12 protein-coding genes are annotated in these 13,158 nt (G+C 67.2%); 6 read left to right on the forward strand and 6 right to left on the reverse strand.

Annotated features, from left to right (window positions below; genetic code table 11):
• Positions 1-1,275 (reverse strand): ABC transporter substrate-binding protein, encoded by a 1,275-nt coding sequence (locus ACTAQI_RS12525; RefSeq protein ID WP_457946251.1) that lies wholly within the window; start codon positions 1,273-1,275, stop codon positions 1-3.
• Positions 1,276-1,438: 163 nt separating this feature from the next.
• Here ACTAQI_RS12525 and ACTAQI_RS12530 point away from each other — a divergent pair, with 163 nt between their 5' ends.
• The 4 genes from ACTAQI_RS12530 (at position 1,439) to ACTAQI_RS12545 (ending at position 5,048) form a co-directional block, all read left to right on the forward strand.
• Positions 1,439-1,879, forward strand: a complete 441-nt coding sequence (locus ACTAQI_RS12530) for a VOC family protein (RefSeq protein WP_457946252.1) — start codon at positions 1,439-1,441, stop codon at positions 1,877-1,879.
• 22 nt (positions 1,880-1,901) lie between these two features.
• The gene (locus ACTAQI_RS12535) at positions 1,902-2,855 is read left to right on the forward strand and encodes a 1,4-dihydroxy-2-naphthoyl-CoA synthase (protein ID WP_457946254.1); all 954 of its coding nucleotides are present in this window, start codon (positions 1,902-1,904) and stop codon (positions 2,853-2,855) included.
• Between the two features lie 12 nt (positions 2,856-2,867).
• Positions 2,868-4,091, forward strand: coding sequence for an AMP-binding protein (locus ACTAQI_RS12540; RefSeq protein WP_457946256.1), 1,224 nt, complete (start codon positions 2,868-2,870; stop codon positions 4,089-4,091).
• 75 nt (positions 4,092-4,166) lie between these two features.
• Positions 4,167-5,048 (forward strand): 1,4-dihydroxy-2-naphthoate polyprenyltransferase, encoded by an 882-nt coding sequence (locus tag ACTAQI_RS12545; RefSeq protein WP_457946257.1) that lies wholly within the window; start codon positions 4,167-4,169, stop codon positions 5,046-5,048.
• On the opposite strand, the gene ACTAQI_RS12550 is transcribed toward ACTAQI_RS12545, so the two are convergent.
• Complete coding sequence (locus tag ACTAQI_RS12550) at positions 5,045-5,356, reverse strand: DUF4229 domain-containing protein (protein WP_457946258.1); 312 nt, start codon at positions 5,354-5,356, stop codon at positions 5,045-5,047. The two genes, ACTAQI_RS12545 and ACTAQI_RS12550, sit on opposite strands and share 4 nt — an antisense overlap.
• Positions 5,357-5,417: 61 nt before the next feature.
• On the opposite strand from ACTAQI_RS12550, the gene ACTAQI_RS12555 reads away from it, so the two are divergent.
• Both ACTAQI_RS12555 and ACTAQI_RS12560 read left to right on the forward strand, forming a co-directional pair.
• The gene (locus ACTAQI_RS12555; RefSeq protein ID WP_457946260.1) at positions 5,418-5,807 is read left to right on the forward strand and encodes a PLD nuclease N-terminal domain-containing protein; all 390 of its coding nucleotides are present in this window, start codon (positions 5,418-5,420) and stop codon (positions 5,805-5,807) included.
• Positions 5,808-5,812: 5 nt separating this feature from the next.
• Entirely contained in the window at positions 5,813-6,382 is a 570-nt protein-coding gene (locus ACTAQI_RS12560) for a hypothetical protein (RefSeq protein WP_457946262.1), read from the forward strand.
• A 3-nt stretch (positions 6,383-6,385) separates the two neighbouring features.
• Here the strand turns inward: ACTAQI_RS12560 and ACTAQI_RS12565 are convergent, their stop codons facing one another.
• The 4 genes from ACTAQI_RS12565 to ACTAQI_RS12580 form a co-directional block, all read right to left on the reverse strand.
• Positions 6,386-7,879, reverse strand: a complete 1,494-nt coding sequence (locus ACTAQI_RS12565; RefSeq protein WP_457946263.1) for a dynamin family protein — start codon at positions 7,877-7,879, stop codon at positions 6,386-6,388.
• Positions 7,876-9,726, reverse strand: a complete 1,851-nt coding sequence (locus ACTAQI_RS12570; protein ID WP_457946265.1) for a dynamin family protein — start codon at positions 9,724-9,726, stop codon at positions 7,876-7,878. The genes ACTAQI_RS12565 and ACTAQI_RS12570 overlap by 4 nt, the downstream gene beginning before the upstream one ends.
• Before the next feature lie 116 nt (positions 9,727-9,842).
• The gene (locus tag ACTAQI_RS12575) at positions 9,843-10,904 is read right to left on the reverse strand and encodes an IniB N-terminal domain-containing protein (RefSeq protein ID WP_457946267.1); all 1,062 of its coding nucleotides are present in this window, start codon (positions 10,902-10,904) and stop codon (positions 9,843-9,845) included.
• A gap of 165 nt (positions 10,905-11,069) precedes the next feature.
• Positions 11,070-13,157, reverse strand: coding sequence for a LuxR C-terminal-related transcriptional regulator (locus tag ACTAQI_RS12580; RefSeq protein ID WP_457946269.1), 2,088 nt, complete (start codon positions 13,155-13,157; stop codon positions 11,070-11,072).
• Position 13,158: the final 1 nt, after the last annotated feature.

Raw genomic sequence — 13,158 nt, forward strand, 5'->3', positions numbered from 1 at the left:
TCAGGCGCCGTTGTAGAGCTTCACGATGTTGTCCACCGTGGTTTTTGCGTCCTGGCCGCCGGAGAGCATCTTGACGGTCTCTTCGCGGAGCGGGTCGCCGGAGAACGGGGTCTCGGCGTAGGCCTCGGCCACCACGCGTTTGATGGCGTTGTCGCCCTTGGCCTGGTTGCCGGCGATCTGCTGCTGGTAAAGCTCGAAGGAAGGCTGCTGGAACTGGTACTCCACCTTGAGGTCCTTGGCAGGCAGGTAGCCGCCCAACTGAGCGAACGCGGTGTAGTTGGCGTCCTCATAGAACCAGTCGATGAACTTCTTGGCTTCCTGGTCTGCGCCGGTGTCCTTGAAGGCAACCATGAACCCGCCGCCCAGGTTGGTGGCGTTGACTTCCCTCTTCGGCAGCGGGACGGACATCCATTCGAAGTCCTTGATGTTCTTGTTGAAATCCGCAACCTGCCAGCTGCCCGAGTAGTACGCGGCAACCTGGCCGCTCTTGAACATGGCGTTGCCATCCTCGCCGCTGAGCCAGACGGACTTGGGCATGGTCTTGTCATCGTTGATTTTCTTGAAGTACTCCAGGGTCTCCACGGCTTTGGCGTCGCCGGCGTACTTGCCGTTTTCCTTGGCGAAGGCCGTGCTGCCAAACTCGTACATCATGGCGCGCAGACGGTGCCCGGAGCGATCCATGACCACGCCGTACTTGGCTCCGGCCTTCTCGCGGACCTGGTTGACGGCGGCGATGAATTCGTCCCACGTCCAGGTGTTTCCGATCGCCGTCGGGTACTTGACTCCGGCCTTGTCGAACAGGCTCTTGTTGACGAACAGGCCCACGGCGGTGAGGTCGGACGGGATGGCGGGGATGATCCCGTCCGGGGACTCCTGAAGGTACTTGTCGTCTATTCCGTGGGACTTGGCAATGTCCGTGAGGTCCTGGAGCTGGTTGACCCAGAGCGGGTCGATGCTGGTGACGCGGGCCAGCGCCGGCAGGTCGTTCGCCGTGGCTGCGTTCTTCAGCTTGGTGGCGATGTCAGCCGTGGGAACGTCAACCACTTCGATGGTGATGCCGGTGGCTTCCTTGTACTTCTTCGCAGCCGCCGCAAAGGCGCCGCCCTGGTTGGTGTCGCCGGACAGGATAAGCTGCAGGGTCTTGGCGCCGCCGTCAGAGGAGCCCCCTCCTCCCCCGCCACAGGCGGTGAGGCCCGCGGCCAGGGCCGAAAGACCGAAGGCCGTCAGCCCGAACTGGCGGCGGGTAATGCTGGAGATTCTTGTCGTCTCTGACAATGCTCTGTCCTGTCTCTCGCTGTAGCGGGGAAAACCCTTTCCGCTAGAAACTGTGACCTATGTCATGACATATTGTCAAGAATACTTTTCTATGTTGGAGGGATGGGCGGCGCATCGGCGGAACCCCCTTCCGCAACGCCGCGGCCGCCTTTACCGTGGACGAATGGGACTGAACATCCAGATAGTTGTCGATTCCGCCAGCCCGCATGAGCTCGCCGATTGGTGGGCCGAAACCCTGCAGTGGGCGGTGGAACCGCAGGACGAACGCTTCATCCGCTCCATGATCGAACAGGGCTTCGCCACGGAGCACCAGACAACAACGCACCGCGGCAAGCTGGTGTGGAAGGACGGCGCCGCCATCCGGCCGCCGGAGGAGATTGAGTCACAGGATCCCGAGCGGCGCATCCTGTTCCAGACGGCGCCCGAAGGGAAAACGGTGAAGAACCGGGTGCACTGGGACGTCAGGCTGGACGGCCGGGACAAGGACGAAGTGCGGCGCGAGCTCGAGTCCCGCGGGGCTTCCTTCCTCTGGTCCGCGCGGCAGGGACCGCACTCCTGGCACACCATGGCGGACCCCGAGGGCAACGAGTTCTGCATCAGCTGACGCCGATTACTAGACTTGGACGGTGAGCAACCAGATCCCCGCCCCGGTGTCCGATGTCTTCGATGCCACGCGCTGGCGGGTGGTCTCCGGCTTCGAGGACTTCCAGGACATGACCTACCACCGCCAGGTGGAGCGGGATTCCGGCGGCGGCTGGGTGCGCGACCTGCCCACGGTCCGCATCGCGTTCAACCGCCCCGAGGTCCGCAACGCCTTCCGGCCGGGCACCGTGGATGAGCTCTACCGCGCCATGGACCACGCCCGGATGACGCCCGACGTTGCCACCGTGCTGCTCACCGGCAACGGCCCCTCCCCCAAGGACGGCGGCCACTCCTTCTGCTCCGGCGGCGACCAGCGGATCCGGGGCCGGGACGGCTACCGGTATGCCGACGGCGAAACGCAGGAAACCATCGATCCCGCCCGGGCCGGCAGGCTGCACATCCTGGAAGTCCAGCGGCTCATGCGCACCATGCCCAAGGTGGTCATCGCCGTCGTCAACGGCTGGGCGGCCGGGGGCGGGCACTCGCTGCACGTGGTTGCAGACCTCACCATCGCGTCCCGGCAGCACGGAAAGTTCAAACAGACGGACGCCACAGTGGGAAGCTTCGACGCCGGCTACGGCTCCGCGCTGCTGGCCCGCCAGGTGGGGCAAAAGACCGCCCGCGAGATCTTCTTCCTTGCGCGCGAATATTCCGCAGAGGACATGGTTCGCATGGGCGCGGTGAATGAGGCCGTGGACCACCAACGCCTGGAGGAAGTGGCGCTGGAGTACGCCGCGGACATCGCCAAGCAGTCCCCGCAGGCCATCCGCATGCTGAAGTTCGCCTTCAACCTGGCCGACGACGGCCTGGCAGGCCAGCAGGTGTTCGCCGGCGAAGCCACCCGGCTGGCATACATGACGGATGAGGCTGTGGAGGGCAAGGAGGCCTTCCTGCAAAAACGCGACCCCGACTGGTCACGCTTCCCGCACTACTTCTAAGGCAGGACGGCAATGAACAGCGAAGCAACACCGGCGCCCGGCCCAACCGGCCCCCTGAACATCGAACCGGCCCTGAAAGCCCTCGCGGCCGCCCTCCATGGCGAGGGCCCCGCCGTCGAACTGTCCGTTGGACCGGACGGCGAACTGATCGTGGGCCACGTGGAAACCCCCGGCTGCGACGACGCCGTGGCCGTGGTCCGCACCTCCGGTTCCACAGGCACGCCCAAGGCAACCCTGCTGACCGTGGAGTGCCTGGCGGCGTCCTCGATGGCCACCGCCCTGCGGCTCAAGGGCGAGGGCCAGTGGCTGCTGGCCCTGCCCGTACAGTTCGTTGCCGGCATCCAGGTGCTGGTGCGCTCCCTGTTCGCCGGCACCCGGCCGTGGGTCATGGACATGTTCGGCGGCTTCACCCCGGAGGCCTTCACCGCCGCAGCGCTGGAACTGACGGACAAAATCCGGTTCACGTCCCTGGTGCCCACCCAGCTGCAGCGGCTCCTGGACGATCCCTCACCGGACACGCTCGCCGTGCTCCGCCGCTTCAACGCCATTCTGCTGGGCGGCGCCCCGGCGTCCCCGGCGCTGCTCGACGCCGCCCGCGATGCCGGGGTACGGGTGGTCACCACGTACGGTTCCGCGGAGACCTCCGGCGGCTGCGTGTACGACGGCTACCCCCTGGAAGGCGTCTCGGTCCGGGTGGCCGAGGACGGCCGGATCCTGCTGGGCGGGGACACGGTGGCCGCCGGCTACATCGAGGCACCGGACGAGGAAACCGGAACATTCTTCGAGGAGGACGGGGTGCGCTGGTACCGCACCAGCGACCTCGGCTCCATTGACGACGACGGCCGGCTCACCGTGCTGGGCCGGGCCGACGACGTCATCATCACCGGCGGCGTAAAGGTCTCCGCCGGGCACGTCCAGGAGCAGTTGGAAAAGTCCGACGCCGTCGCAGCGGCTTTCGTGGCCGGTGTTCCCTCCGCCGAGTGGGGCCAGGCCGTGGTGGCCTACGTGGCGCTTGCCCCCGAAGGCGCCGCCGGGAAAGGCGCCGCCGGTGAGGGCGGGCCGGGGCAGGAAGCCGGGGACCCCGCCGTCGTACTTCAACAGCACTGGCAGCGGCAGCTGGGGGTACTGGCGCCCAAAACGGTCCTCACCGCACCGGCGCTGCGGATGCTGCCGAACGGAAAGCCGGACCGGCTCGCCATGACCGCCGAACTCAGCACCCTGCACGGGGGAAAGTAGAGTGGACCTGCACCACCGCGGCAGGTGCGCCCGTTCCAGCCAGCCGTCTTATCGAAACAACACGAGGTACTAACCGTGGCAACAGCCGCCCAATGGATCCAAGGCGCCCGACTCCGGACGCTGCCGGCAGCGATCGCGCCGGTGCTGATCGGCACTGCCGCCGCCTACGAAATGGACTCGTTCCTCCTGCCCAACGCCATCCTCGCGGCGCTGGTGGCGCTCCTGCTCCAGGTGGGCGTGAACTTCGCCAACGACTACTCGGACGGCATCCGCGGAACCGACGATGACCGGGTGGGTCCGCTGCGGCTGGTGGGCTCCGGCGCCGCCAAGCCGGAACACGTCAAGTGGGCGGCGTTCGGCACGTTCGCCCTGGCCATGGTGTTCGGCCTGGTCCTGGTGGTCCTCACCCAGGCATGGTGGCTGATCCTGGTGGGCCTGGGCTGCGTCATGGCTGCGTGGGGCTACACCGGCGGCAAGAACCCCTACGGCTACATGGGACTGGGCGACCTGTTCGTGTTCGTCTTCTTCGGCCTGGTGGCTACCCTGGGCACCACCTACACCCAGGCCGGGCACATCAGCCTGTCAGCGGTCATCGGCGCCATCGGCACCGGTCTCATTGCCACCGCCCTGCTCATGGCCAACAATGTCCGGGATATTCCCACGGACATGCAGGCCGGGAAGAAGACGCTTGCCGTGCGGCTTGGGGACAAGCACGCACGCGAAAGCTACGTCCTGATGCTGGCGGTCGCCATCCTGCTGGTGGTGATCCTGGCGCCGGGCCGGCCGTGGATCCTGATCGTGCTGCTGCTCATTCCGGCCTGCCTGATGCCGGCCTGGCTGATGATCAACGGCCGCAAGCGCAAGAGCCTGATCCCGGTGCTGAAGCAGACCGGCCTGATCAACCTCGGCTACAGCTTGCTGTTCTCACTGGGACTGATCCTCAGCCACGGGTTCTAGCTCTTTTTGCTGCTGCCCTTGGCGTTGTTGATGGTGATGTCAGGATTGGCGTCCAGCAGGGCGTCCTCGGCGTTGGCGTCCTGGACCTCACCGGCGGAGCGCAGGGGCTTGGCCTTCCCGGAGAAGCGGTGCTGCAAAGCTGCGGAGGCAGCGTCGCGCTGCTTCTGGAAGAACAGGTAGCTGATGGCAAAGGCAATGAGCGCGGCGCAAATCACCGACATCAGCGCCCCAACCTGCAGAAGCGCGAACAGGACAAACAGGGGCACAAAGATTGCCAGCCGGATCAGGGAATATTTCAAAAAGGCCACTATTCAAGTTTAGCCGCCCCGGCCCGCGGCCCCTGCCCGTCCTGACGATAGACTTGATGGCATGCTCTTCCGTGTGGCTTTGGCCGTCGCAGTCCTCGTCATCTTTGTGTATGGCCTGGTGGACGTGATTCGCACTGAAGGCCGCCTGACCCGGGGCATTTCGAAACCCGCCTGGATCATCGTGCAGATCGTCCTCCCCGTCCTCGGTGCCGTCCTGTGGCTGCTGATTGGCCGGCCGCGGGGCACCGCGCAGCCGCGGCCCAGCTACCCGCATCCCACAGCTCCGGATGACGACCCGGACTTCCTCCGCAACCTTGAGGCGCGCCGCCGCAACCAGGCTGAGGCCGAACGCCTCAAGAAACTGCGTGACGATCTGGAAGCAAAGGCCAAGGACGACGGCGGGAAGCACCAGCGCGGCACCGACGAACACGATACCGACGGACTGAAGTAAGCCCCATGGCGTCCCAGCCCGGCGGAGAAGAGCGGCGCCTGTCCGCTCCCCCACCGAGGCCCGGCCTGTCCTACTCCACGCCACCGCCCATCCCGGTCACCGCCCCGGCGCCCCGGACGGTCCGCACTGCCCGCACGCTCTGGCTCTTCAGCTTCGTCGCCGGGCTGGCCGTCCTGCTGGGATCCTTCGTGGCCCGCGACTCCAACCTGCAGCGGCTTCGCGGAGTGGTGGCGGACATGGCGGCTGGCAGCGACGCGGACTCGGTGGGGACGGCCGCGAACATGGTCTTTTGGGGGAGCATCGGCGCCCTCCTGCTGGTGACCGCGCTTGAGGCGGCAGTCCTGGCCGCCGCGCTGGGCCGCCGGACCTGGGCCCGTTGGGCACTGATCCTGCTGCTGGCCGCCCATCTGCCCGTCCTGCTCCTGGCATCCGCCTTCCTGGTCCCCAGCGGTGCCGCCGGCAGCTACGTGGTGATGTTGTGGGGGGCCGGGCTTCTCTTGGCCTTCGCAGGGCTGGTGCTTCTGTTCCTGCCGTCCGCCGGAGCGTGGCTGAAGCGGGAGCGTAACCGGGGCTGAGTGCTAGGCCGATTGCGGCTGCCGGTCCCTGCCGGTGCAATCGGCCAGGACGCCCTCGCAGCTGCGGATCACCACCCGGCAGGCTTCCGCAGCTGACCGTGCGGTCATCGGGCTTTCAGCAACTGCGCGCCAGCGGGCCAGCACCCGGCGCGCCTCGGCGGCCAGCACCTCCGGACCCGAACCGGACGCCACGCCCAGCCGCTCGGAGGCCGCGGCGCCTTGGCCGCCCACGATGCGTTCCGCTTCCGCCGCCAGCCCGGGGGCCAGCTCCACCCCTGCGCTCCGGAGCGCCGCCAGCAGCCGGAGCTCCCGGAACTCATGCGCGTTGGCCTGCAGCCGTTCCAGGGACGCCGCCAAACGTTCCGTCCCCTGCCGCGGCCGGCTGGCCAGGAGGTTTTCCACAGCTGCGAGCGCCGTCCTGGCCTTCAGGGCCTCTGCCCTGGCCTGGAACTGCCGGTCCAGCAGCTCCAGCAGTGGGTCCAGGCCGCTCCGCCTGGCAAGTTCATGGGCCAGCGGTGTGGGCTCGCCGTACCCGTTGCGCACCAGGACCATGGCCAGCCGGATGCCAAAGAGCCCGTAGCGCTCCAGCAGTGATGCCCGTGCCTCTTCTGTCACTCCCTCCGGTTCCGTGGAGCGGCGGAACCTGTCGGCCGAGAGCATCATCCGTTCACGCGCGGCCCGGTCCAGGGCGGACAGCAGCTGGAGGGCTTCGAAGTCCGCCTGGCGCAGGGTGCGGGCGCTCTGGGCCAGGAGCCCGGCGACCGGGACAACGCCCAGTGCCAGCTTCCGGAGGTTGGGATCCCGGCTGTACCTTTCAGCGATGGTGCCGGCGGACAGGAGGGAGTCGATACGCCCGGCCCCCACCTCATCCGCCCGGGACAACACCGCGATGGCGTTGACTGTCCCCGACCGGCCTGCCTGCGTGTCACGGAAGGACTCCAGGAACCGGACATCGGATGCGTGCATGTGCCGCATCAGGTAGATCACGGCGTCAGCTTCCGACGGCGAATCCTCCGGGGTCAGGAACCGAACCGACCGTGCGGACACATCCTGGGAAAGGGAGGCGATACCGGGGGTGTCGATCAGGGTCATGGCCTGCAGTGCCGGCGACGGCCATTCAACGTCGAGCCGCTCCACTTCCTCGGCCCCCACGCCGTCCAGGACGAAGACCAGCCGGCCGTCCACGCGCTTCAGCGGCAGGTTACGGGGCTCCCCGGCTATGGGCTGCAGGGTGATCCGTGGTGTGACTCCGTGCCGGTACCAGGTGACAATCCGGGTGCATTCGCCGGTATCCGTGGGGGCGATTTCTTCGCCGATGATGGCATTCAGGAGGGTGGATTTCCCTGCTTTCACCATGCCGGCAACGGCAATCCGCAGCGGCTCCGCCAACCGCCGCGCATAGCCCTGCAGTGCCTGGACGGCGTCCGGATCATCCGCATATACCTCCAGCGCTTCCCGGATCAGCGCCGTGGCCCCGGCCGTGGTGGACGCTGTCATCCCACCCCCGCCGAAGAACGGGTCCCGGCCGCGGCGACTTCCGCGGACACGGCTGCCGCGGCCCGGTGCAGCGCATCCACCTTCTTGAGCTCGGCCCTGATGTCCCGGATGCGCCCTTCCTTCTCCTGGGCGTACGAATTGGCTGCCTTCTGGGCTGCCGCCACCGAGTCGGACAGGGACCGGTGGTATTCGTCCGCGATCTCGGTGAAGTGGTCCCGGATGGTCCGCTGAACCAGCCGGAGCCTGTCCTTCAACTGCTTGCCCACCTGGAACGTGACATCGTCCAGTTGTCGCCTGACCAGCGCCTTCGCCTCACCCTGGCGGCGCTTGAGCCGCGTTTCCTTGTCCTCCCGGTAGGCCTTGCGCCCCAGGAGCAGCCCGGCGCCCACTGAGAGTGGATTGATCAGGGCCATCCCGAAAATACCCGTCAGGAGGCCAAACATCAGGACACCGCCATAGGAGCCCCGCATGCCGATCAGGACTTTTTGGATCGGGTTCACACGGCCCGGATCCAGCTCCGGCATCTGGTCCACCGGGTCCAGGGCGTCACCGGAATCGGAGACGTGCAGCACGGGCAGCGACACCTCGTCGGCGGCGAAGTGTTCGGCCACCTGTGCCGCCAACCATTGCGACCGCTCGCTGGTCCAGACGAAGGTGTCAGAAACCGCCGCGGCGACGCACTCTTCGAGCCACTGGGAGAATTGCGTCCAGACAGGTCCGGGATCGCCCTGGTCCAGGGCGGTTTCGGCTTCCCTTTGGATCCGGCGGAGGCGGTCGCGGAGGTCGTATTCCATGTCGGCAATGAGATCGTTGATGCCATCGCTGAGGGTCAGCTGCCACCGCGCGGACCGCTTCCGCAGCTCGTCCGCCTCCGTCTTGGCCTGTTCCAGGGCGGCGAGCATCTGCGGCGTGCCGCCGGGGTTCTCCAAGGCCTCAAGCTCGGACTGCAGGGACAGCCGCAGGTTCTCGGTCACGGAGAGCAGGTCCTGGCTGACTGAGCGCCGCTGGATTCGTTGTGCCTTGCCCACGATGTCGTTGCGCAGGTGGGCCACCAGGGCCGGGAAGCCCGATTCGGCGTTGAGCTCGCTGTCCTGGAGCCGTGAGGCCTCGAGGCGGAGGTCTGCGGACAAAGGGTACAACGGAATGTCCGGTGCCACCTGGTCGAGGTGTGTCCTGTCCAGCTCTTCAACGCGCCGCCAGTCCGGGTAAAGGTCCGTCTTGGAGAGGACCGCGGCCACGCTGGGGGTAATCCGCATGGCCTGGCGCAGGAACCGCAGTTCCGGTTCCGTATATTCCTGGGAGGCGTCCGAGACCAGCAGCATGGCGTCAGCGGTGGGAAGGGCTGTCAGGGTGGTCAAGGTGTGGGTGGAGCCCATGCCGCCCACCCCCGGGGAGTCGATGATGGTCAGTCCTCCCGTGAGGATGCGGCGGGGCAGGCAAACCTCCGCGGCCGTGAGTTTCCGGGTGTTTCCCGGGTTGCCCTGCTCGGAGACAAGCGCGGGCAGGTCTGACAGCTCGACGGGCCGGCGCTCAACGCCGCCGTCCCCGCCGTCGCCGGCAGCATTCCCCGCCGGGTTTTCCGCTGCCGGAACCAGGACGGCGGCCGAGGCTGGTTCGCCGTAGCGGACGATGGTGGGCAGCGAGGTGGCAATGTCGTCATCCACCGGGCACACCGGAGCATTCACCAGGGCATTGATGAGCTTGCTCTTTCCCTGCTTGAACTCCCCCACCACAATCACCCTGATGCTGGGGTCCTGCAGCCGGACCATGGCCTGGTCCAGCCTCCTGCGAAGGTCCGCCCGGTCCCCGCTGCCCACCAGCTGCAGGCCCTGTTCCAGGAGCTTCATCAGCTGTCCGCCCGTAATGGGCCCCGGCGGCCTAGCCGGTTCTGCATCTGCCACCGCGTGTCCCCTGCCCCCGTGCCAAAAAGATCTGTTCCGGTTTGCCTCCCGGGAATAGCGTGTTACAGCACGGTGGAGTCGTCAACCACCGAATCGTCGATGGTGTGGTGGTCCAGGTCCACATCCGTGTGGGTGGAGTTGTCCTCGGTGAAATCGAGCTGGTTGTCCGCGACCACCAGGTTGTCCTCAACGATGCTTGTGGCCGGGTTGTCCTGGAACGAGTCGTCCACGTGGACATCCACTGCGGTGTTGGTGGAGCTGTCCTGGTTGAAGGAGTGGTCCGCCTCCACCGAGTTGTGAGTGGAGTTGTCGGAGTTGTCGTTGAACGAGTCCCGGACATCGAGGTCCACATCGGTGCTGACGGAGTGGTCCGAATAGTCCGAGTGAACGGAATTGTCCGAGTTGTCGTTGAAGGAATCGTCCACGTCCAGGCCGAGGTCGGTGTTGAAGGAGTCGGAGATGTCCGTCTGCTCATTGCCGATGCTGACCTCGCCGCCGGCATGGATGGAGTTGTCCGTGGAGTTATCGGTCGAGTGGTCGGTGTTGTAGGAGTCCCTGACGTTGTTGGAGTCCCGGACGCCGGCATCGTCACCGGCGGCCACGGCCCGGTCACCGGATGCCACCACGGCATCATGGTCGAACCACTGCTCCACGTCCCCGTGCGCCCAGATGTTTTGGTTGACGGACTGATCGGTGATGGTGTGCCGTTCGTCCAGCATGGTGGTGTTGGTGGTGTAGGAGAAGTGGTTCACCACGTGGTGGAGCTGTTGTACCGCGTAGGCGTGGTCGTCATGGTCGTAGTTCGAACCGCCCTGCCCTCCAGCCTGCCCTCCAGCATGGATGGCTGCCGCGCTTCCGGCGTGGGCGGCCGAAGCACCTGCCTGCCCCGCCCACACGCTGTTGCCGCCGGTGTTGTGCTCCCGGGCGAAGGACGAGGCATTGACGGTGATGGGAGCGTAGTCGAGGACAACGGGCATAGCGGCGTCAACGTCAGCCGAGCACACGTTGGCCAGGCCGTGTTCCTGAAGCGCCCTCTCCGGGTCATCCAGGAACCCCTGGACCGCCTCCCGGTTGCCGAAGAGTTGCATCAGGAACTGAACAAGGTCGTTTGCGAGTGTTGGCATATGCGTGGTCCTCACATCTTCTTTGAGTTGTGCATCATCCGGCGAACGTATCCGGTTGCTTCAAACCTAAATTCGCTGCCGGGGACAGGACATCGGGCGCTTTCCCCCTACCCGCGGGTGCCTCCCCGGGGCACCGGCACCTCCGCGCCTAGGGGTATTAGGGGGTCATTCCTGCTGCGGATTCAGCTGCTGGGAATGTTCCACGCCGAGGGCCAGGCGCAAACGGGCCAGCAGGTCGGACCGGTTCTCCGCTCCCAGCCGGCGCCGGATCCTTGCGATGTGGTGCTCTGCGGTCCGCGGCGAAATGTAAATGGCCTCGCCGATTTCCCGGTAGGTCTTGCCCTCAAGCACCAGCCTGGCCACTTCCTTTTCGCGCTCGCTCAATCCGGAAGCGTCGGGCTGTGCCGCCTTCCCGCCCAGATCGGCACCGCTGCGTGCCTGCACCTCCGCTGCCCCGGATGCTCCGCCGGCAGGACTGCCTTGCGGATGCAAGTCCCGCGCGCAGGAGAGCAGGCGCATCATGTCCCGCCGCTCGTCAGCGCGCGCGGCAGCGTGCCCGGCGAGCCGCGCACCCTCCCAGGGCATTCCCACGGCACCCAGCAGCCGGGCCGCACCCTCCACATCGGCGGTTCGGAACCTCCCGGCCAGCACCGAGACCCAGGCTTTGCCCGCCGTGGCCAGGACGGCGGCAAGCTGGCTGTGGGCAGAGGCCCGCGCCAGGGCCGTTGCGTGCGGGGCAAGATCTGCGGGGCTTTCATTCAGCAGCGCGGCCTGGACGGCGGACCAATGCAGGGGAACGGCCCATAGCGCAGGACTACCCAGGCGGCCCAACAGCTTCCAGGCGTCTTCCAGGTACTGCGCCACACGGCGCGTCTCCCGCAGCCGGGCAGCGGCGATCAGCAGTTCCCCCCATGGCAGCAGGTTGTAGAGGTCCACCGATGTGTGGAGCATGGCTTCGCGTGCCCGTTCCCATGCCCTGAGGAGCTCCGGCACGTCGCCGTTCCGGCGGGCAAGCCCCACCTCGAGGGCCGCGCACATGAACTCGTCGCGCGGGACCAGCGGCCAATGGTTCGCTTTGGCGGCTTCCGTGGCCGCGAGCCGGGCGTCCTCGAGTTTGTCCTGCATCATGGCCGCCCAGGCCTGGAGCAGCAGGAGTCTGGGCTGGGCGGCGTTGCCTCCTTGCCCTGCCGCGGCAGCTGCCTTGCAGACGGTTTCCGCCAGGTGCGGCTCACCGCTGTGCAGGGCCAGCAGGGCGGCCAGCGCGGCCGGCGTTTCCGGCAGCGGAAGGGCCGTGCCGGCCGAGTTCAGCATGTCCGATGCATGGATCAGGATGGAGATGCCCTGCTGCGGTTTCTCCCCCAGGGACGCGAGGATTCCCTGGCCGGTCTGGACCAGGGCAGCCGCGAGCAGCGTTGGTGAGGCCGCCGGAGCATCGGGCCGGAAGAAGGCCTCCGCAGCTGCCCGGTCACCGGCACCGATCATGGCGACGGCGGCAAGCGGCGCAGAGGGGCCCACCCGCCCGGGACCAAGCCAGCTGTAGACATCGGCTCCCCGGGCCAGCATTCCGCGCTGCGCCCAGACGGAGGCAGCCACATCGGCTCCGCGGCGCACGTCCGGCGGGTCCGGGCTGACCAGGAGGGCGTCGATGATGCGGGCGGCGGCGTCGAGTTCCCCGTCACCGGCTGCGGCCTGGGCGCGCCTTGCTGCCGTGGCCAGCGGGTCGGCACCGGCCAGGAGCGCTTCCTCGTAGAGTTGCGACGCGAGCCTTGGATCATTGTCCAGCACCGCGTTGGCCGTTTGCTCCAGTTCCGCGGCCACCCGGGGATCAGCAAGGCCGCCCCTTGCCAGTTCGCGGGCCAGGCTGCCCAGCGGTTGTCCTGCGGACGCGAAGACGGTCACGAGCTCCCGCTGGAGCGCGTGCACCTTCGCCGTCGGCGTGGCGGTCAGCAGCGCATGCTGGGCCGTCCCCACCACCGTGCCGTCGGGCCTCAGCAGGCCCGCCGCCTCTGCGCGGTCCACCAGGGAATCAAGGTCTTCCACGGTTCCACTGATGAACTTGTGCTGAAGGTCGGCCGGGAGCGGTCCCGGCAGGGCAAAGCCCACCGAGAGTGCCAGCAGCAGTTCCCGGACGGCAGCGTTTGCGCCCGTCAACTGCTTGGCCATCAACTCCGCGGCATGGGGCGGATGCCCCTGGTGGTCCGGTGCGGCGTGCAGGGGCACGGGTCGCTCCGCCCGCTGAAGGTGCCCGTCCATG

This window comes from Pseudarthrobacter sp. alpha12b (genome assembly GCF_054130495.1).